This window comes from Haloterrigena alkaliphila (genome assembly GCF_017352155.2).
In the GTDB taxonomy this organism is placed as follows: Archaea; Halobacteriota; Halobacteria; order Halobacteriales; family Natrialbaceae; genus Haloterrigena; species Haloterrigena alkaliphila.
The window spans coordinates 1,061,559-1,080,019 of the sequence record NZ_CP071462.1 but is presented as its reverse complement, the minus strand read 5'-3'; the positions used below and the strand labels follow the sequence as shown (position 1 = coordinate 1,080,019).

21 protein-coding genes are annotated in these 18,461 nt (G+C 65.6%); 15 read left to right on the top strand and 6 right to left on the bottom strand.

The features are described from left to right. Positions 1-88: 88 nt before the first annotated feature. Both J0X25_RS24115 and J0X25_RS24110 read right to left on the bottom strand, forming a co-directional pair. Positions 89-1,252 (bottom strand): CARDB domain-containing protein, encoded by a 1,164-nt coding sequence (locus tag J0X25_RS24115; protein ID WP_207290100.1) that lies wholly within the window; start codon positions 1,250-1,252, stop codon positions 89-91. Between the two features lie 41 nt (positions 1,253-1,293). Continuing rightward, entirely contained in the window at positions 1,294-1,671 is a 378-nt protein-coding gene (locus J0X25_RS24110; protein ID WP_207290099.1) for a hypothetical protein, read from the bottom strand. Positions 1,672-2,117: 446 nt separating this feature from the next. Here J0X25_RS24110 and J0X25_RS24105 point away from each other — a divergent pair, with 446 nt between their 5' ends. From J0X25_RS24105 to J0X25_RS24080, 6 genes are all read left to right on the top strand, one after another. Then, a complete protein-coding gene (locus J0X25_RS24105; protein WP_207290098.1) occupies positions 2,118-2,690 on the top strand; it encodes a DUF7344 domain-containing protein in 573 nt (190 codons plus the stop codon). Beyond that, a complete protein-coding gene (locus J0X25_RS24100) occupies positions 2,687-3,751 on the top strand; it encodes a hypothetical protein (protein WP_207290097.1) in 1,065 nt (354 codons plus the stop codon). The genes J0X25_RS24105 and J0X25_RS24100 overlap by 4 nt, the downstream gene beginning before the upstream one ends. Before the next feature lie 395 nt (positions 3,752-4,146). Continuing rightward, on the top strand, positions 4,147-4,911 hold the full coding sequence (locus tag J0X25_RS24095; RefSeq protein ID WP_207290096.1) for a hypothetical protein: 765 nt from the start codon (positions 4,147-4,149) through the stop codon (positions 4,909-4,911). 118 nt (positions 4,912-5,029) lie between these two features. Continuing rightward, on the top strand, positions 5,030-5,353 hold the full coding sequence (locus tag J0X25_RS24090; protein WP_207290095.1) for an EMC6-like membrane protein: 324 nt from the start codon (positions 5,030-5,032) through the stop codon (positions 5,351-5,353). A 2-nt stretch (positions 5,354-5,355) separates the two neighbouring features. Then, positions 5,356-7,176 (top strand): ribosome biogenesis/translation initiation ATPase RLI, encoded by a 1,821-nt coding sequence (locus tag J0X25_RS24085; protein ID WP_207290094.1) that lies wholly within the window; start codon positions 5,356-5,358, stop codon positions 7,174-7,176. Between the two features lie 280 nt (positions 7,177-7,456). Continuing rightward, complete coding sequence (locus J0X25_RS24080) at positions 7,457-7,951, top strand: response regulator transcription factor (RefSeq protein ID WP_207290093.1); 495 nt, start codon at positions 7,457-7,459, stop codon at positions 7,949-7,951. A 125-nt stretch (positions 7,952-8,076) separates the two neighbouring features. Here the strand turns inward: J0X25_RS24080 and J0X25_RS24075 are convergent, their stop codons facing one another. Next, positions 8,077-8,598, bottom strand: a complete 522-nt coding sequence (locus J0X25_RS24075; protein ID WP_207290092.1) for an archaemetzincin family Zn-dependent metalloprotease — start codon at positions 8,596-8,598, stop codon at positions 8,077-8,079. A 39-nt stretch (positions 8,599-8,637) separates the two neighbouring features. On the opposite strand from J0X25_RS24075, the gene J0X25_RS24070 reads away from it, so the two are divergent. Continuing rightward, positions 8,638-9,042, top strand: coding sequence for a UPF0146 family protein (locus J0X25_RS24070; RefSeq protein ID WP_207290091.1), 405 nt, complete (start codon positions 8,638-8,640; stop codon positions 9,040-9,042). A gap of 127 nt (positions 9,043-9,169) precedes the next feature. Next, the gene (locus J0X25_RS24065) at positions 9,170-9,838 is read left to right on the top strand and encodes a metalloprotease family protein (protein WP_207290090.1); all 669 of its coding nucleotides are present in this window, start codon (positions 9,170-9,172) and stop codon (positions 9,836-9,838) included. 33 nt (positions 9,839-9,871) lie between these two features. On the opposite strand, the gene J0X25_RS24060 is transcribed toward J0X25_RS24065, so the two are convergent. Beyond that, the gene (locus J0X25_RS24060) at positions 9,872-10,372 is read right to left on the bottom strand and encodes a hydrolase (RefSeq protein WP_225896730.1); all 501 of its coding nucleotides are present in this window, start codon (positions 10,370-10,372) and stop codon (positions 9,872-9,874) included. A gap of 251 nt (positions 10,373-10,623) precedes the next feature. Between J0X25_RS24060 and J0X25_RS24055 the strand changes: the two genes are divergently transcribed. Beyond that, on the top strand, positions 10,624-11,505 hold the full coding sequence (locus J0X25_RS24055) for a TIGR01548 family HAD-type hydrolase (RefSeq protein ID WP_207290088.1): 882 nt from the start codon (positions 10,624-10,626) through the stop codon (positions 11,503-11,505). 83 nt (positions 11,506-11,588) lie between these two features. Here the strand turns inward: J0X25_RS24055 and J0X25_RS24050 are convergent, their stop codons facing one another. Continuing rightward, a complete protein-coding gene (locus tag J0X25_RS24050) occupies positions 11,589-12,446 on the bottom strand; it encodes a glycerophosphodiester phosphodiesterase (protein WP_207290087.1) in 858 nt (285 codons plus the stop codon). A 290-nt stretch (positions 12,447-12,736) separates the two neighbouring features. After that, positions 12,737-13,777, bottom strand: a complete 1,041-nt coding sequence (locus J0X25_RS24045; RefSeq protein WP_207290086.1) for an LLM class flavin-dependent oxidoreductase — start codon at positions 13,775-13,777, stop codon at positions 12,737-12,739. 134 nt (positions 13,778-13,911) lie between these two features. On the opposite strand from J0X25_RS24045, the gene J0X25_RS24040 reads away from it, so the two are divergent. The 6 genes from J0X25_RS24040 to J0X25_RS24015 all read left to right on the top strand — a co-directional run bounded on the left by J0X25_RS24040 (position 13,912) and on the right by J0X25_RS24015 (position 18,380). Continuing rightward, positions 13,912-14,169 (top strand): hypothetical protein, encoded by a 258-nt coding sequence (locus tag J0X25_RS24040; protein WP_207290085.1) that lies wholly within the window; start codon positions 13,912-13,914, stop codon positions 14,167-14,169. 188 nt (positions 14,170-14,357) lie between these two features. Further along, positions 14,358-15,026 (top strand): NADPH-dependent F420 reductase, encoded by a 669-nt coding sequence (gene npdG, locus J0X25_RS24035; RefSeq protein WP_207290084.1) that lies wholly within the window; start codon positions 14,358-14,360, stop codon positions 15,024-15,026. 139 nt (positions 15,027-15,165) lie between these two features. Beyond that, a complete protein-coding gene (locus tag J0X25_RS24030) occupies positions 15,166-15,333 on the top strand; it encodes a hypothetical protein (RefSeq protein WP_207290083.1) in 168 nt (55 codons plus the stop codon). A 2-nt stretch (positions 15,334-15,335) separates the two neighbouring features. After that, positions 15,336-16,844 (top strand): glycosyl hydrolase family 28-related protein, encoded by a 1,509-nt coding sequence (locus J0X25_RS24025; RefSeq protein WP_207290082.1) that lies wholly within the window; start codon positions 15,336-15,338, stop codon positions 16,842-16,844. 73 nt (positions 16,845-16,917) lie between these two features. Further along, a complete protein-coding gene (locus tag J0X25_RS24020; RefSeq protein ID WP_207290081.1) occupies positions 16,918-17,925 on the top strand; it encodes an ABC transporter substrate-binding protein in 1,008 nt (335 codons plus the stop codon). An 8-nt stretch (positions 17,926-17,933) separates the two neighbouring features. Further along, on the top strand, positions 17,934-18,380 hold the full coding sequence (locus J0X25_RS24015) for a desampylase (protein WP_207290080.1): 447 nt from the start codon (positions 17,934-17,936) through the stop codon (positions 18,378-18,380). The last annotated feature ends 81 nt before the right edge of the window (positions 18,381-18,461 follow it).

The window sequence follows — 18,461 nt, the reverse complement described above, 5'->3', positions numbered from 1 at the left end:
CATGGTTTATTTACTGATTGGTTCGGACACCTGTTTGGATTCGATCACCATAAAGGCCCCGCGAGCCGGGAACGACGCTTCGAGCCTGTCATCGGCTCGGGAGGAACGACCAGCGGCGGTTCGCCGCGGCGCCCAGGAACAGCAGTCCCGTCGCCAGCGGCGGCGCGAGCGCGGCCGTCGTCGCCGCCGAGAGCTCGCGGTCTTGGAGCAGGTACGGACCTGGTTCGGAGACAGTGACCGTGCCCGCCTCGACGCCGCTGACCGAGACCTCGTACGTCCCCGCCTCACCAAAGGTGTGCTCGAACGCCACCGTCGTCGTTCCGTTGGGCTCGAGCCGAACCGTTCGGGTGTCGACGACGACCCCGTCGACGGCCAGCTCGAGAGTTCGGGTGACGGCCGTCCCCGTGGGATTGCTGACGGTCGCCTCGATCGTTCCCGTCTCGCCGGCCGTGAGCGCCGTGTCAGTGACCGAGGCCTCGAGGACGTCGATCGGCGGCCCCGTGACGGTCACCCGTTCGCTCGCTGTCCCGTCGACGCTGACGTCGTACCGGCCGGGCCACTGCATCTCGCGGCCGAAGACGACCGATTTCGTCTCGCCGGGCTCGAGTTCGATCGGTTCGGTGTCGACGACGGTGCCGTCGATGGTCAGATCGGAAGTCAGCTCTTTCGTCTCTGGGCCGTCGTTCCGATAGGTCGCGTTCACCGTTACGGAGCCGCCCGTTTCGACTGTGGTCGGGGTGACTGAGAGGGACTCGAGGGAGACGCCCTTCGGGGTTGGCGGCTCGAAGTCATTGCCGTCCTCGTAGGCAACGTGGATCGTGAACGTCTCCGTGTCCGCGTGGTCGACGTGAGTATCGACGACGACGCCGATGTCGATTGTTTCGCCGGCGCTTGATTCGAGGGGGTTGGATTCAGTTATTCGGGCCGATGGGTCGTCGGATTCGTAGAACTCGAGGCCCGTGACATCGTTTTCGATCCAGACCCGTTGGACTGCATCGTCGGTAACTGTGATCGTGAAAACGTCATCGGCGGTGGTGACCGCGCGATCGTTGAGTGCTTTAAGGTCGAGTTGAAGTTGGTCGCCTTTGATCGAGGCGTACTGGCCATTAGCACTCGTAGAAGAAGCGAGTTCGACATGAGTATCCGCTTCGACGGGGTCACTCGCGCTGAGCACCACTGCGCCGGTCGGAATCGCGAGCCCGATCGAGAGAACGACGAGACCGACGATTAGCGGCCACGAGAGAGATGACATTGCTGAGTCAACGCTGCTGTATACCTGACGTCTCCGGTTTATTAGGCGTTGTTGTACTGATCGGCGGATGCCGAGATTCGGATCGAGTCGACGGCGGTCGGATCGTCGCCGCTCCGTCCGTCAATTTCGATGTCGACCTGACAAGTTCCGTCGATGGCCAGATTGTGATCGTCACCGTTCGCGGTCGGATAGCTCTCCAGATCTTGGGTGTTCGCGTTCGTTTCCCAGGTGATCCCGCTATTGGAGATCACATTTCCGTTCGTATCGAGTTCCTCGATTTTGATTCCGACCCCGTCATTTCCGTTGTTCGTGACGGTGAACACGCCGTCGAACCTCGTCAGTGCGTTCTCGTTGAGTGCGTCGATAGTGAGGGTGAGTTGGCCCGAGCCGGCACCGCTCGCGATATTGTCGTTATCCACGCTGAGACCGAGATATGCATTCGCGTCGTTGGTCGTCGAGACGGTGATATCTCGATCCGCTTGCACGCTACTAAATGCACCCGTACCAAGTGCGGCTCCTCCGCCCGCGACGATTGTTCCCAGTCCCACTAACACGTTGCGTCGATTCATTCTCATGTTTACTATCTCCATACAACCGCGCTGATCTCCGTCGGCAACACCGACGGATTCTGAACGCGGTCCTTACTCACTCCCAGAGACCCCACCCACTTTGTATTAGGTAACCAGAAGGACTGAAGGCACGATAATACATCTATTCAAGACTATCTTGAACGGGGATCAATGGTTGGAAATACGCTTGAGATGACCCTATTAGCTGTCCAGACGATCAACTACTTGCTAGCATATCACAACTCGGCAAGAAGTGTTATGTATCAATAGACAAATTACTCCTACTGAACACGGGGATGGCGACAACTAGTGAGAGCCAACTCACGCAAGGTGGGAACGCGGATCCGGACAGCCGATCGAAGCAGGGCGAAATTTTCGATCTGCTGAGTAACCATCGTCGACGGTACGCCGTCCACTACTGCAAGCGCGAGGGCGAACCCGTTACCCTCGGCGACCTCGCCGAACACGTCGCCGCTTGGGAACTCGAGAAGGAAGTCGAGGAGATCACTTCCGCCGAGCGCAAGCGCGTCTATACGTCGCTTCAGCAGACGCATCTGCCCACGCTCGAGCGCGCCGACATAATCGAGTTCGACGACCGAACGATCGAACTCACCGACGAGGCGGCGGAACTGGACGTCTATCTCGATGTCGTCCCGTCGGACTCGATTCCGTGGGCGTTGTACTATCTCGGGCTGACCGTCGTCGGTGCAGTCGTAATGGGGGGATTGTGGCTCGAGGTCGTCCCGACGGAGACGGTTCCGGAACTGGGCTGGGCAACGCTGGTGTTCGCGCTGTTTGCGATATCGGCGGTCGTGCACGTGGTCCAGAGCCGGCGGATGCGACTTGGTGAGATGGAACGGCCACCATGACGAATACGTTGACGAAGCTCGGGGTCGCGTTTGTACTGCTCGGCGTCGTGGCGATGGTCGGGCCAGCATTCGGAATCACGTCGTTGACTGCCGACAGATCCATGCAGGTGAGTGCAGCCGACACTCCGGCGACCGCGTATCTCGGGATCAGCGACCGGAATCCGAGCGAAATCAATCGTTCCTGTACGTACTTCATCACGAACTCCTGTGACAGTAACGAGGTCGAAACCATCGACCTCGAGAACAACGTCGACGTCTCGTTCAATACCGTAACGGTCGAAGTGGCCTCAGTAACCGGAGCGGACGACTCGATTCTACGAGTTGCTAATGATGCCGAACTCACCGAACTCGATCCGGAGGATCCACCACAGTCGGTGAAACTGGAGTGCGGGAAGGGGGGTGGAACGGCTACCGACACTGAGGTGACGCTGCTTCTCAATGCGGCCGGACCCGAGGTTTCCGTGGCCGAAGCCACGCACACCGTGGACGGGATCTCGTACGACTGTGACGAAGACGACAGCGCCGGTGATGGGAAACTCACCGATGATCCGGTTCCGATCGATAGCGACCGGATCGCGCTCCAGTTGGTTGAGGGGACGCCCGAAGCCGAAGCGCCGACCGGATTGGACTCGAGTCAGGGGGACAGCAGGGTCGCGTTCGAACTTGAAAACGCTGGGAGCGGGGAGATGACCGTAACCGGGATCACCGTAACTGATGCCACCGATGCGACCCATGTCAATATGATTGATGGATTCATATGGCCCTCTGACGGCGACGAAGTGACGATTACGAACGATGCGACCGGCGAGACCGCGACAATCAATCTTGAGGGGAGTCTCTCGGTCAGCACCGATCGGTACGATTTATCGAGTTCCGCGACGGCCGGCAGCGGAGAGCGACTGCTGCTCGGTCTCGAGCAGTTCCGCGATGGAGAGAACGGAGGCACTCGCAATCAGGTGGATATGAGCGGCGAGTCCGTAACTGTCGTTCTGTACGTGGAGGGGGCAGACCCGAACCATCCGACCGAGGAGATTCCGGTCGAAATTCCCCTCGATCTGTAACGACCGTCCGACGGTGCACGAAACCGCCACCCCTGTCACCGGGTGACAGTACGACGATCGTCGCTTCCCTCTTCGCAGCCGACGTCACCCCGAATGTGGCCATTGACCTACCGATCGACTCGATACCCACATCTTCTCCGCTCGCTGAACAGTAATAAACGCAGTGAACGGTTTGGAAGATAGACTGTGTTTTTACCAGAACAATTCGATTGAACCCGTAACGAGGGGTATCGGAGACCGAATCCGAGATACGGATTGGACGCACGCGGTGGGGGAATACGATGCATCTGAACGCGATTACGAAAGTCGGGGTCGTAGCGTTGCTCGCGGGGTCGCTACTACTGGCTGGACCGTCGTTCGGATTCAGCTCGTTCGCTGCCGACAGGGGGGTGGATATGACGACCGCCGACGATGCGGAGGCGTATCTCGGGATCGAGAGCGAAGGGGACGTCAGCGGGACCCAGCTTCGGGGCGACAGCGACCCGTTGCGGGTCGGTACGCTTCATAATAACGCCGGAGCGGACCTCGAGGTTCGAAGCGTCGTCGTCGACTCGATCGGTGACGACACTGTTAACGACGATATCGTGACCATCGCCGCACCGAATCCGGGCAGGACTATCGAACGAAACGATTCGACGGCCGTTACGATCGAATGTAACGACGATACGACCGTTGGCGAACAGGAAATCGTCGTTCGCGTCGCTCGCGTGACCGGGACCGGCATCAGTATCGCAGAGCCGACGTTCACTGCGACGGTCGACATTCAGTGTGGCAAGGGCAAGTTCAGCGGTTCGGCCGATCTGAACGTGAGCGACGTTGGGACCGGCGACACGACCCAGACCGTCTCGTTCGACGTCGGTGCGGTGAAAAACAAGGACGAGGTGACGATCGACTTCTCGAACCCGCAGCAGAACGGTGGCGTCGACTATTCGGGGGTTACCGACGGGGACCTGACCGTTCAGAGCCAGGGTCACGGTGGGACTGTCGCGTTCGATTCGGAAACGTCACGGCTCACGTACAGTCCGCAGGGGAACGAAGACGGGACGATAACGATCGAAATCTCTGGTATCGACGTCGTCGGCAATCCGGGTGAGTCGTATCCGGTGTCGTATTCGGACACGACGGGCCGCGACGACGGTGATTTCTTCGACATCACGTAAGGACGAGATGCGCCCAGCGGGCAATTCTCGGTCCCTTTCCGCGAGCAGCGACGTCGAATCGGATGCGGCAGATGCCCAATGCGAACGCCTTTTTAGCCCCGCCCCCGGATTTCCTCCTATGTCGACCGAATCGATCAGTGACCGACGCGAGCACATCCGCTCGGTCAGCGTGACGGCGTTGTCGGCGTTGCTCGGCGTCGCCGCGGCGTTCGCCTCAGTGGAGATCACCGGCGGTCTCCCGGCGGCCGAGGCGGCGACCGACAACCGGACGCTGTTGCTCGTCGCCGGAGCGGTCCTCGCGCAGTTCGTCCTCTACGACTTCACGGACATCTACAGCGACGACGAGGTCGGGGCGAAACACTACCTGTTTATCGTGTTCATGACGTTCTCGCTGTGGTTCGTGACGTGGGGCATCCTGCTCACCACGGGGGCGGCCGGCTAACCATGGCCGACGACAGTATCGCCGTCGTCGACCTCGATCGCTGCCAGCCCGATCGCTGTGGCTACGAGTGCAAGAACTACTGCCCGCCCAACCGCACCGGCAAGGAGTGTATCACCCTCCGGGGCGAGGAGGCCGACGAGGGCCAGCCCGACCAGATCCACATCTCCGAGGAGATCTGCCTCGGCGAGACCTGCGGCATCTGCGTCGAGAAGTGCCCCTTCGACGCCATCGAGATCATCAACCTGCCGAAGGAACTGCAGGACGACCCCGCCCACCGCTACGGCGAGAACGCCTTCTCGCTGTACGGTCTACCGGCGCCACAGGAGGGACAGGTGACGGGGATCCTCGGACCGAACGGGATCGGGAAGACCACCGCCGTCCGCATCCTCGCGGGCGAACTCGAGCCCAATCTCGGCCGGCACGCGGACGCGGACGAGATCGGCTGGGACGAAGTCCTCGAGGCTTACCGGGGCACGGAACTACAGGACTACATCGCCGACGTCCGCGACGGCGAGGTGACCGTCGCACGCAAACCCCAGTACGTCGACCAGATTCCGAACACCTTCGACGGCAACACGCGCGAACTGCTCGAGCGCACGAACGAGCGAGACGCGCTGGACCACCTGGTCGAGCGGCTCTCGATCGGTCCCGTCATGGAGCAGTCGATCGACGACCTCTCGGGCGGGGAACTCCAGCGGGTCGCCCTCGCGGCGACGCTGGCCCGCGATACGGACTTCTACTTCCTCGACGAGATCACGCCCTACCTCGACATCGGGCAGCGCGTGACCGCGGCGCGACTGATCCGCGAACTCGCCGAGGAGGAGGGCAAATCGATGCTGGTCGTCGAACACGACCTCGCGATCCTGGACCTGCTGGCGGACACGCTCCACGTCGCCTACGGTGAGCCCGGCGCCTACGGCGTCATCACGGCGCCCAAATCCGTCCGCAACGGCATCAACGAGTACCTCTCGGGCTACCTCGACAACGAGAACATGCGGATCCGGCCGGATCCCATCGAGTTCGAGGAACACGCCCCCCGCAGCGCGACCCGCGGCGACACCCTCGTCGAGTACCCCGATCTCACCAAGAGCTACGGCGACGGCGAGTTCACGCTCGAGGTCGAGGGCGGCGAGATCCGGGAAAACGAGGTGCTCGGCATCGTCGGTCCCAACGGGATCGGGAAGTCGACGTTCGCGAAGTTGTTGACCGGCAACCTCGAGTCGGACGAAGGCGACGCCGACCTCGATCTGGACATCTCCTACAAGCCCCAGTACGTCACGATCGACCAGCACATGCGGGTCGACGCCTTCCTCTCGTCGATCACCGACCAGTTCGGCTCCTCGTACTGGAACACCGAGATCGCCCAGCCCCTCCAGTTAGAGCGGATCATGGAGCAGAACCTTTCGGACCTCTCGGGCGGGGAGCGCCAGCGGGTCGCCATCGCCGCGTGCCTCTCCGATTCGGCGGACCTCTACCTGCTGGACGAACCCTCCGCCCACCTCGACGTCGATCAGCGGGTGCAGGCGACCAGCGCGATCCGCCGCTACGCCGAACAGCAGGACGCGACGGTCATGGTCATCGACCACGACATCTACATGATCGACCTGCTGGCCGACCGGCTGATGGTCTTCGACGGCGAACCCGCCGTCCGCGGCCGCGCGGGCCAGCCCCAGCCGATGCGCGACGGCATGAACGAGTTCCTCGCGAACCTCGAGGTCACCTTCCGCCGCGACGAGCGCACCTCGCGGCCGCGGATCAACAAGCCGGCGTCGCAACTCGACAAACAGCAGAAACAGGACGGCGAGTACTACTACGCCCCCTGACTGATTGTCGACCCGATCGCTCTAATTTTTGGGAACTTCTTTGGTGATTCGGACGAAAATTCCGGCCGAATGGATTGGGGGATGACGAACACCAGCCGACAGTCGATAGCTGCCCGCTCGGCCCACGGCGGGCACCGACGCCGAGAACCGCAGGGTGTGTGTGGTGACGCAGACGGGCCGCCGGTTCCGCTCGCGACCGATACCGCACGTCTCGTCGAAACGGTTTCCGCCTCGAGTCGCCGTCGCTACTCGGCAGTCTGGCCACGTTTGCGAGCCGCGTATGACGACGGATAACGGCTTTTCGGGACCCGCGGACGACGAGCGAACGGAGCCGCCGCCGTCGGTGCGGACCGGTTCGGACGGAGAGCCGATCGAGGAGCGAACGGTCGAGACGGACGACGGGTCGTCGCACGTGCTCCTCCTCGAGGACGACGACTCGCTCCGGCGACTGCTGACGCACAAACTCGAGTCCAGCGGGTACGAGACGACGGCGCTGGCCGACGGACGGGAGTGCTGGTCGTTCCTGACGAACGAAGCGCCGCCGGATCTGGTCCTGCTGGACGTTATGGTGCCGGGGCTGGACGGGTTTCGGCTGCTCGGCCGGATCCGCAACGACGACCGCCTCGCGGACGTTCCGGTCATCGTCCTGACCGCCCGCAGCCGGGAGGAGGACGCCGCCAAAGGGTTCGATCTGGGCGCGGACGACTACGTGATGAAACCGTTCAGTCCGTCGGCGCTCGTCGCTCGAGTCAGGCGTGCGATCTCGGAGTCGTGACGCCGACGGGTCCGCCAGCGGGTAATTTTTCGGGCGTAACTGGGGGTGGGGGCGCCACCACCGGTCGATCAGCGCCGTCGCTCCGAGGTCGGGCGACGATCGAATCCGTCTCGAGAACGACCGAATCAGTCGAACAGGCGCTGACAGCTGCCACAGAGGTTCTCTTCTTTGATGTCGACCTCGCGGACCGTCGGCGAGAAGTTCATGACGCAGCGGTTGTTGTCGCAGTGTTCCAGCCCGTAGGTGTGGCCGATCTCGTGGACGATCTCCTTGCGGACTCGATCCTCGAAGATTTCGGCGGCGCTCTGGTTCGAGAAGCCGCCGTCGCTCGAGGTCTGGAGCCGGTAGGTCGAGACGACGCTACCGCTGCCGTCGAGGTAGGCCAGTCCGAAGACGTAGTTGCGCCGCCGGTAGAAGAGGTCGTGGGGCGTGATCGCGATGTTCTTCGTCCCGCGGCCGACCCGCTCGGCGAGCTGGATGAACGTTTCGGCGGAGTACTGGTTCCGGTCGGAATCGTACGCACCGTTGGGCACCGACTGGGCGTCGTTGACCGTGACGTCGCAGTCGTAGACCGATCGCAACGCGGAGGAGGCCGCCCGCTTGACCTCTGCGGGGACGTTGCCGACCGGCACGATATCGACGAGCATGGCAAGGGCTATGGCCGCGGGTGGCATAAACGTCCCGCCGTGTCCCACTCTCGCCGTAACTCGGAGCCGCTCCTCGAGGCGCTGACCGAATACGACCGCGTCGTCGAGGTCGGCATCGGTCGTCGGACCGACGTGGCGGCCGCGCTGGCCGACCGCGGCGTCGACGTCACCGCGACGGACGTCCACGACCGCGCGGTTCCAGAGGGGGTGCGATTCGTCCGCGACGACGTCGTCGATCCTGACCCCGCGGTCTACGCCGATGCCGAGGCGATTTACGCGTTGAACCTGCCGCCCGAACTCCACCGTCCCGCGCTCGAGGCCGCCCGCGGCGCCGTCGCCGACTTCCTGTTCACGACGCTCGGCGGCGACCAGCCGGCGGTGCCGGTCGAACGACGGAGGATCGAGAGCGGGACGCTGTACGTGGCTCGAGCGATGGATCGGTGACGCGAGCGAGGGTGGTGACCGGGAGACGTTGCTCGAGCGACGGAGCGATGACGCGGGAGACGGTGCGACTCGAGGGAGTCGTTCTCGGTCGACAGAATTACCACCAACCGGAACAGTTCGCCGATCGATGATTCCCGACTCCGTTCCGCCCGCCGTCGCGATCGCGCTCGGTATCGTGGCGCTCGCGGCGGTGCTGGCCGTCCTCAGTTCGCTGTCCCGGATCGCGATACGACTCGCGAGCGCACCCGGGGTCGTCGTCCACGAGTTCGCCCACAAACAGGCCTGTCACCTCGTGGGCGTCCCCGTCACGGCGGTTGCCTACTTTCGGTTCGGCGAGCCGCCGGGCTACGTGCGCCACGAGCAACCCGAGCGGTACCGCGAGTCGTTTCTCATCAGCGTCGCGCCGTTTCTCGTCAACACCGTCGTCTCGCTGCTCGCCTTTCTCGGGGCCGCCGCATTGGCGGCCTCGGTTGGGATCGGCGACGCCGGGTTCTCGGGTAGCGCACTGGTGGCCGACCTCCGGGCCGCCTCGAGGACGGAGCTCGCGACCCTCGGCGTTCTCGGCTGGCTCGGCCTCGCGGTCGGCGCGCAGGCGTTTCCGAGCACCGGCGACGCGAACTCGCTCTGGAGTCGGTCTCGAGCGGAGTGGCGCCGGTCACCGGTCGTCCTGCTGGGGATTCCGGTCGTGATCGTGATCTACGTCGCGAACCTGCTCTCGAGGCTGTGGGCGGACGTGTTCTACGCGCTGGGGCTGGCCGCGGTGGCGTTCTACGCGGTCGGCGCGGTCGGTTTCTGAGGGGGTTCGAGGCACAGCCGCCATCGGCTGCCCTCAGCCCGATTCCGTCTGCCGAATTCGGTCCGGAACGGTCCGGTCGCGGAGCAGTACTGCGACCGTCCAGCAGAGGACGGCAACTTCGGAGACGAGGAGGAGCGGATGGAGCGTGTGAGCGAGGTCGATCAGCGGGACGTCGATCGTGACGGAGGGAAACGTCTGGTGCAGGTTCTCCGGCGGCGCGAGGTACAGGACGTAGTAGGGCGTCTGTGCGAGCCCTTGCGTGGTCACCACGTTCAGGAAGTCCGCCAGGAGGTGGCCGAGCCAGCCGATCGCCAGCGCGACGCCCCCTCGTCCGAGGATGGCGATCGCGAGAGCGCAAGCCGGGACGGCTACCGCGATCGAGTGGCCGAGCGCGTGCGTCGACGGCGCCAGTCCGAGCCAGTAGAGGGGTCGATCGGCGATATCGGGTAGGATCGAGCCGAGAACGAGGTAGGCGACCGGCAACTTGCTGTAGATCCCCAGGAGGTAGCCGACCGCCAGATGCGTCGGAAACATCAGGTGTAACATTCGGCTGTACCGAGGTCCACCACGTTCTGGTACTTGAACCGCATTCCAAAGATAGACGGGAGTGCGGACGCTCGTACTGTTCGGACCGTATTCCACCCTCCATCGTCGTCGCCCGCCACCCTCAATCGTCGCCCGCCACCCTCAATCGTCGTCCGCCACCGTCAATCGTTACCGGCCACCGTCCGTCGTCGCCGAGCGAATCCGACCGCCTTTATTCCCGTCGGCCCGTCCGGACGGGTATGAACGCAGACGCCGTCGTGCTCGACGTCGACGGAGTGTTCGTCGACGTCGCCGACTCTTACCGGCGCGCGATCGTCGAGTCCGTCGAGCGCGTCTACGACCGAACGATCCGCAAGGACGACATCCAGCGGTTCAAGGACGCCGGCGGGTTCAACAACGACTGGGAACTGACCTACGCGGCCGCGCTCTACGTCCTCGCGACGAGCGAGGGGTACGGCGAGTCGATCGACGACTTCACGGACGCGATCGCCGCCCGCGGCGGCGGTCTCGAGGCCGCCGAGGACGCGATCCGCGAGGCGCTCGGCGCCCGGGCGACCCAGCGGGTGCTCGAACGGTGGGATAGGGAGCGCCTCCGGGACGTCTTCCAACAACTGTACCTCGGGGCCGATCTCTATCGGGGCCTCGAGGGCGGCGACCCCGATATCGAGACCCGCGGGTTCATCCACGACGAACCGATCCTGCTCGAGGAATCGACCCGCGACGCGCTCGTTGAGTCCGACGCGCTCGCCGTCGGCGTGCTCACGGGCCGACCAGAAGCCGAGGCCGAAATCGCCCTCGAGCGCGTCGGCCTCGAGAGCGCGATCCCCCTCGAGCACCGGTTCACGATGGACGACTGGGAGGAAGGCAAGCCCCACCCGCGGGCGCTGACGACGCTCGCCGAGCGGTTCGACGCCGACGCCGTCGTCTTCGTCGGGGACACGCTGGACGATATCCGAACGGCGAACAACGCGCGCGAAGCGGATTCGGAGCGCGAGTATCACGGCGTCGGCGTCCTCACGGGCGGGCTGACGGGCGAGGAGGGACGGCGGAAGTACGAGGCCGAGGACGCGTCGGCGGTCCTCGAGTCGGTCAACGACCTACCCGACCTGCTCGAGTCGTAGGGTTTTCGAGAGGGGAGGTTTCGGAGTCGGAGGATTTCTGAGACGGAGGGTTTCGGAGTCGTCGGGTCTCCGAGAGGGAGCGGTTATCGAGCGCTCGAGCACGCTCCCAGGCCCGGATAGTCGGCGATGATCCCGTCGACGCCCGCGTTCGCCAGCGCCTCGAACTGGTGCCAGTTCGTCGCCGTCCAGACGTTGACCGTCCGGCCCGCCGCGTGGGCTTCCTCGAGCACGTCGATTTCGGGTGGCGTTTCGTCGAATCCGGCGTACGCAGTGTCCGCGAGGGCGGTTCCGTCGATCGCGTTTCTGGGCGGGTGGATCGCCTCGCAGTCGTAGCGGCGGGCGGTCTCGAGGCCCGCCTCGAGGTCGTCCCAGACGAGCGTCGCGGCGGCGTAGCGGGGCGCGACCGCGCGGAGGGCCGCCAGCGCGCCCTCGTAGAACGACGAGAAGAGGAGTTCGCCGTCGAAGGCGTCGCACGCCGCGACGACGCGCTCGACGAACGGTTTCCAGACCGCGCGGTGCTCGTTTCGGGCCGTCTCGGTGGGGAGCGACTCGGAGAACCGCAGGTCCGTCGTTCCCGAACCGGTCGTCCCTGGACTCTTCAGTTCGACGTTGACGCCGACGGTTTCGGGGACCGCCTCGAGCAGTTCCGCGAGCGTCGGGACCGTCTCGTCGGTGCCGAGGACGCGGGTCGACCGGAGGTCCTCGAGTGGGATTTCCCGGACGAAGCCCGAGGCGTCGGTGAGGGGACGGCCGTCGCGGACGCGGTCGCCCTCGAGGCGCTCGTCGTGGATCACGACCGGGGTGCCGCAGGCGGCTGGTTGGACGTCGATCTCGAGCATCGCCGTTTCGTCGTGGCGTGCAGCGGTTTCAGCGGCTGCGACGGTGTTCTCGGGTGCGACGCCGGCGTAGCCGCGGTGGGCGATGACGGCCGGACTGGTCATACTCGGGCGACGACGGCCGGGGTAATGGAGGCTGTGTTTGCTTCGGATAACCGTCTCGAGTTCGTTTTGAAGGTGGGAGGAACAGCGGTGAACACGCTTTTTGCCGGGGAATAGCGGTGAACACGCTGCTACCGTGGCAACGGTGATTTCCACACCCTCCCCAGCCGATTCGCTCGTTCCCGTTGGTCACTCGCTCATCCCTCGCGCACAGTTATCGACCGTCCTCGTTTTCACTCGGACGGTCGACAGCGCGCGCCACCGCACGCCGGTTCGTCGGTTCGAGTGTCGTCCTATTCGCGCGGCTCGAGCCCCACCGCGTCGGCCAGCAGTTCGTGCGATCGAAGCGTGGTCTCGGGATCGGCGTGCTGGCTCTGGATCACGACGTGGTCGACGCCCGTCTGCGACGTCATCCGGTCCAGTAGCTCCCGAGCCGTTTCCGGGCTACCGGAGACCTGTCGGGGCCAGTCGCCGGCCTCGAGGTCCGTCGGCGTCGGCTCGGGAACTCCGCCGAGGACGTCGATCGCCCGCTCGACCGAGCGGACCGGAAGCTGATCGATCTGCCCGCTGCGGAGCAGTCGCGACGAGGCTTCGGCGGTCGCCCGGAGCCGCGCCGCCTCCGCGTCGGTCTCGGCGCAGGTGACGTTCACCGCGATGGCGCCGTAGGGTTCCTCGGGGCCGGCACCCTGCGGCGAGGGCTCGAAGTGGTCGTGATAGGTCTCGAGCGCCTCTACCGCCGGTCCGGGGCGAATGAACGCGGCGAAACAGTACGGGAGGCCGAGTTCGCCGGCCATCTTCGCGCTCTGTGGACTCGAGCCGTGGACCCAGATCTCGGGGGTGGAGTCGCCGGATCGCGCGATGTCGAGACCGCGGAACGGGTGGTCGTCCTCGAACCCGCCGTGGAGGTGTTTGACGACCTCGTCGATCTTCTCGGCCTGATCGTCGCCGGTCCGGCGGCGCTGGCTTCGATCCGGTTGCAGGGCGAGGTCGCTCGCCGGATTCCCCGTCGCCCGCCCCAGTCCGAGGTCGATACGGCCGGGCGCGAGCGCGTCGAGGACGCCGAACGTTTCCGCCACCTTGTACGGGCTGTAGTGGTTGAGCAGCACGGTCCCGGAGCCGACCCGGATGTCCTCTGTCTTCGCGGCGATGTGGGGGATCAGCGCTTCGGGCGTCGTGCTCGCGACCGAGTCGGTGAAGTCGTGGTGTTCGGCCACCCAGAACCGCGAGTAGCCGAGTCGCTCGGCCCGCCGGGCGCGCTCGACGGTGTGTTCGAACGCGTCCGTCGCGGTGCCGTCCTCCGGAACCGGCGCGAGGTCGACGATCGAGAGCTCCATACCGGGTGGTGGGGGCAGGGCGGCAAGTGTGTACGCTTTCGGCGAGCCCTTGCCGACTCTCGTCCGGATGCTGATCCCGTCGCCCGACTATTGACGGGCCAGCATTCACCCCGCTCGCCGTCGAAGCCGTGCCCATGACCGAGACCACGCTCGAGGACGTCGAACGGAGCCTCGACCGCGCGACCGACCTCGAGACCGAGGAGGCCGTCTCCGTCCTGCGGACCGCCCGGCAGGACGTCGCCGATCTGGGGAGTAACCCGGACGTCGACGAGCAGCGGCGCCGCGAACTCGAGGACCGACTCGACCAGCGCATCCGCGAGGTCAAAGAGCGCGACGCCTACGACAGCGGGCTGGGAGCGGCGATGAATCCGGAGGACGACGAGGCGCCCTAGGCGGGAAGCGGTTTGGCCCGGCGGGCCGCAGCCCCCGTCCGGCGGGTCGTCGCCCCGTCCAGTCGGCCGCTGCTCCCGTTCGGTCGGACCCCCGCTCTCGTCCGGTCGGCTTCCGCCGGCGTCCGAGAACCCGGCGAGAACGGCCGCCCTCCACCCCTTTTATTCGGATGCCGTCCCGAGAGTCGCGTATGCGAATCGCACTACTCGGCGGAACCGGCGACATCGGACAGGGGCTGGCCCTGCGCTTTGCCCGCGATACGGACCACGAGATCCTCATCGGCTCGCGCGATCCCGAGAAGGCCCGCACCGCGGTCGAGACCTACGAGGCCGAACTCGAGAGTCGCGGCGCCGACGCGGATCTCAAGGGCTTCGCCAACGAGATGGCGGCCGACCGGGCCGACGTCGCGATCCTGAGCGTGCCGCCGTACTACGTCGGCGACACCGTCGAGGCCATCGAGGACGTCCTCGATTCGGACACGATCCTCGTCACCCCCGCGGTCGGCATGCAGGGCGACGAGGACGGCCTGCACTATCACCCGCCTGGAACCGGCAGCGTCACCCAACTCGTCGCCGAGCGCGCGCCCGACGCGGTGCCCGTGGTCGGCGCCTTCCACAACCTCGCGGCCGACGCGCTCTCGGATCTCGACAACGACCTCGACCTCGATACCCTCGTCGTCGCGGACGACGACGACGCGAAGCGAACCGTCCGGAACCTCGCGAGCGAGATCGAGGGCCTGCGCGCGCTCGACGTCGGCCCGCTGGCCAACGCGGCCGAAGTCGAGAGCGTCACGCCGCTGGTCATCAACATCGCGAAGTACAACGACGACCTCCACGACGTGGGCGTGCGGTTCCACTGAGTCACGTCGCCGCTCGAGAACCACCCCGACGCTCGAGGGGCGCCTCGCCACTCGAGAGACACCTCGCCGCTCGACGTCGTTCTCGAGACTGGTTATTGAACGAGAATAGTTAAGTACTCTAGTCGGCGAGTCAGGTGATATGCGTAGTTCAGAACTGCGACGGCGGGACGTCCTCGTCGCAGCGTCGGCCGGCTCGCTCTCGCTTGCAGGGTGTACGGAGGGCGAATGGTTGTCCGACGAGGAATCGTCCGTCCAGCACGGGTACGGAACGGCGTACGGCCAGGGATACGGACGGGGGGCCGAGTAACCGTGGCCGATCGCACCCCGCGTCTCGGGCTGGGAACGTTCGAACAGGGCGACGAGTGGGACCACACCGATACGGTCGAGGCGGTCGACGAGCACGCGATCGTTCGCGGCCCGATCGCCGACCGCCCGGCGGACGGCGAGTACGACGACGAACTCTACCACGCGACGGACCAGGGGATCACCTGGCGCTGGGACGCCTCGAGCGGCGACTGGACGTACTTCAGCGGCGGGGGCAGCGCCGACCAGCCGGTGCCGGGGACGAGCCACTTCGAGGCGGCGGAACTCGTTCACGCCCGAACCGCGGAGAGCCCCGTCTGGAACGTCGAGGCCCACGGCATCGAGGGCGACGGCGAGACCGAGGTCGGTCAGGCCGTCTACGACCTCCTCGAGCGGGTCCATCGGGCCGGCGGCGGAATCGTCTACTTCCCGCCCGGCCGGTACCTGCTCGAGCGGACGCCGCTGATCGGCGACGACACGATCGTTCTGGGCGCGGGTCGCTCGACCGTCCTCGAGGGGGTGCGGGCCGACGGCGAGGAAGGCCGGGCCCTCATCTCGAACAGGGGCTACGACGCGGTCGACTACGGCGGCGCGTCGAACTGGGGCGTCCGCAACGTCCGCATCGATTCGCCGGCCTCGAACGGGATCATGCCCGCACACGCGGACAACGTCCGGTTGGAGAACGTCTACGGCGACCGAATCTACTACCATCACATCGACGTCGTCTCGTCGAAGAACGTCGTCATCGACGGCTACTGGGCGACTCGAGGCGGCGACGCCGGGTCGAACGCACCGATCCAGTTCGACAACCAGACCTCGGAAATCGCGTCGAACAGCGTCTGGGACGGAACCGACGAGCGACTGGCCGGAAGCGACGGGACGCCGACGCGGAACTGCACCCTCGAGAACTTCGAGATCGATCCGGCGAACGGCCCCGAGTACGGCGTCCACATGCACCGAAACGGCAACGAGTCGATCACCATCAGGGACGGGTACATCACCGGTTGCCTGCACTCGGCGATCAGGGGCGACACCGGCGACGAGATCACGGACCTGACGATCGACGGCGTCTCGTGTATCGAAAACGCGAGGGGAATCTCGCTCGGACAGATCAAGGGCGGCCGTCGCGAGCTGACGATCAGCAACGTCACGATCAGGACCGACAACCGGGGGCTGGCCGCCGGATCGGGAATTTACGCAGGTGGATTCGACGGCGCCCTGCTCTCGAACACCATCGTCGACGGCGCGTTCACGAACGCGATCCTCTTCGACGACATGGTCGATCTGAAACTGAGCGCCGTGACGGCCAACGGCGCGCAGGATCAGGCCTTCCGGTTCCGGGAGAACGTCGACGCGACGCTGACGACCGCTCGAGCGGCCGATTGCGGCGGCGCGGGCATCTACTCGGGCCCCGGCAGCAGCGTCGCCTACGGCGGCGTCACGTTCGACGACGTCGGGCGCGAGGTCGTCGTCGACGGCGAGACTCGCGAGTGGGTCACGTCGTCGTCTTCGTAACACCGCTGCCGCCCTCCTCCCCGAGCGTTCCTCGAGGCGCCCGTTTTTCTGCCCCCCGGCCCTACACTCAGCCATGCGAATCGTCACGACGCTCCCCTCGGCGACCGAAACCGTCGCCGCGCTCGGAATCGAACCGGTCGGCGTCTCCCACGAGTGCGACTACCCGCCCGGCGTCGAGTCGCTGCCCGCGGTAACTGACTCGAGAATCGACGCGGACGCCTCGAGCGGAGAGATCGACCAGCAGGTGCTCGAGACCGCGGACGCCGGGGGCGTGTACGACGTCGACACGGACCTGCTCGAGGACCTCGAGCCGGACCTGATCGTCACCCAGGGGATGTGCGACGTCTGCGCGGTCGACGAAGCGGTCGTGGAAGCGGCGGTCGAGGAAATCAACGAGGCGCGACGCGCCTCGAGCAGTCGGACGCAGTCCGACGACGATGCAGACCCCGAGATCCTCACTACCGATCCCCACAGCGTCGCGGACGTTCTGGACGACCTCGAGCGGATCGGCCGCGTGACGGGCCGCGAGGAGCACGCTCGCGAGGTCCGTTCCAGCCTCGAGTCCCGCATCGACGGCGTCCGGGAGCGAACCGCCGACGCTAATCTCGAGCCTGACGACCGCCCGCGCGTCGCCATTTTCGACTGGACCGATCCCGTCATGGTCGCGGGCCACTGGACGGCCGACCTGGTCGAGTGGGCCGGCGGCGAGTACGGACTGGCCGACGCGGGGCAGCGCTCGAGTCCCCGCGAGTGGGACGAGATCCGCGAGTACGACCCCGAACTGGTCGTCGTCGCGCCCTGCGGGTTCGACCTCGAGCAGACCGCGGCAAACGCAGCGGACCTCACCGAGCGCGCGGGTTGGGAGGATCTCACCGCGGTTCGGGAGGGCCGCGTCTGGGCGATGGACGGCCACCACTATCTGAATCGGCCCGGGCCGCGGCTGGTGGACACGCTCGAGGCGCTGGCCCCGATCGTCCAGCCCGACCTGTTCGACGAGGAAACGCCGCCCGTCGCGCTCGAGGAGATCGCGGTGCCGTTCGAGCGGTTGACCGAGCGAGCGGGGCTCGAGGCGGACGCCTGACTCGATCGATGACGTCCGAACGCAGTTCCGACGCCGAACTCGTCGTTCCAAGCGAGATTCGGAATCGAATCCTCGAGCGCGCCCGCGACGGCGTTCCCGAGGAGATCTGCGGAGTTTTCGGCGGTGACTTCGAGCGCGAAGGTCGGAGTCGCGTCCGCTCGCAGTATCCTGCGACCAACGTCGCCGAGACGCCCCGCACGCGCTACCGGATCGATCCCGAGGAACAACTCGCGATCTTCGAGCGCCTCGAGGCTCGCGGCGAGGAGATCGTCGGCTTCTACCACTCCCATCCCCGCGGGCCGGCGCAGCCGAGCGCGACCGACGAAGCGCAGGCGACGTGGCCCGATCGGTCGTCTCTGATCGTCTCGCTCGAGCCGCTCGAGGTCAGCTCGTGGCGGTGGCGGGAGGACGGTGATGACGAGCGATTCGAGCGCGAGCGGATCGTACTCGAGTGAACGCCGACGGCCCTGACGGGTTTCCTGCTACCGTGGCCACAGGGAGCGCCACACCCTCCCCAGCCGACTCACTCGCTCCGC

Bases quoted from the DNA above. Each gene is read 5' to 3' on its own strand.
- J0X25_RS24015 (WP_207290080.1), top strand. From the start codon at position 17,934: ATGACGTCCGAACGCAGTTCCGACGCCGAACTCGTCGTTCCAAGCGAG.
- J0X25_RS24080 (WP_207290093.1), top strand. From the start codon at position 7,457: ATGACGACGGATAACGGCTTTTCGGGACCCGCGGACGACGAGCGAACG.
- J0X25_RS24095 (WP_207290096.1), top strand. From the start codon at position 4,147: ATGACGACCGCCGACGATGCGGAGGCGTATCTCGGGATCGAGAGCGAA.
- J0X25_RS24090 (WP_207290095.1), top strand. From the start codon at position 5,030: ATGTCGACCGAATCGATCAGTGACCGACGCGAGCACATCCGCTCGGTC.
- J0X25_RS24030 (WP_207290083.1), top strand. From the start codon at position 15,166: ATGCGTAGTTCAGAACTGCGACGGCGGGACGTCCTCGTCGCAGCGTCG.
- J0X25_RS24075 (WP_207290092.1), bottom strand. From the start codon at position 8,598: ATGCTCGTCGATATCGTGCCGGTCGGCAACGTCCCCGCAGAGGTCAAG.
- J0X25_RS24020 (WP_207290081.1), top strand. From the start codon at position 16,918: ATGCGAATCGTCACGACGCTCCCCTCGGCGACCGAAACCGTCGCCGCG.
- npdG (WP_207290084.1), top strand. From the start codon at position 14,358: ATGCGAATCGCACTACTCGGCGGAACCGGCGACATCGGACAGGGGCTG.
- J0X25_RS24050 (WP_207290087.1), bottom strand. From the start codon at position 12,446: ATGACCAGTCCGGCCGTCATCGCCCACCGCGGCTACGCCGGCGTCGCA.
- J0X25_RS24085 (WP_207290094.1), top strand. From the start codon at position 5,356: ATGGCCGACGACAGTATCGCCGTCGTCGACCTCGATCGCTGCCAGCCC.
- J0X25_RS24045 (WP_207290086.1), bottom strand. From the start codon at position 13,777: ATGGAGCTCTCGATCGTCGACCTCGCGCCGGTTCCGGAGGACGGCACC.
- J0X25_RS24115 (WP_207290100.1), bottom strand. From the start codon at position 1,252: ATGTCATCTCTCTCGTGGCCGCTAATCGTCGGTCTCGTCGTTCTCTCG.
- J0X25_RS24065 (WP_207290090.1), top strand. From the start codon at position 9,170: ATGATTCCCGACTCCGTTCCGCCCGCCGTCGCGATCGCGCTCGGTATC.
- J0X25_RS24040 (WP_207290085.1), top strand. From the start codon at position 13,912: ATGACCGAGACCACGCTCGAGGACGTCGAACGGAGCCTCGACCGCGCG.
- J0X25_RS24060 (WP_225896730.1), bottom strand. From the start codon at position 10,372: ATGTTTCCGACGCATCTGGCGGTCGGCTACCTCCTGGGGATCTACAGC.
- J0X25_RS24100 (WP_207290097.1), top strand. From the start codon at position 2,687: ATGACGAATACGTTGACGAAGCTCGGGGTCGCGTTTGTACTGCTCGGC.
- J0X25_RS24105 (WP_207290098.1), top strand. From the start codon at position 2,118: ATGGCGACAACTAGTGAGAGCCAACTCACGCAAGGTGGGAACGCGGAT.
- J0X25_RS24055 (WP_207290088.1), top strand. From the start codon at position 10,624: ATGAACGCAGACGCCGTCGTGCTCGACGTCGACGGAGTGTTCGTCGAC.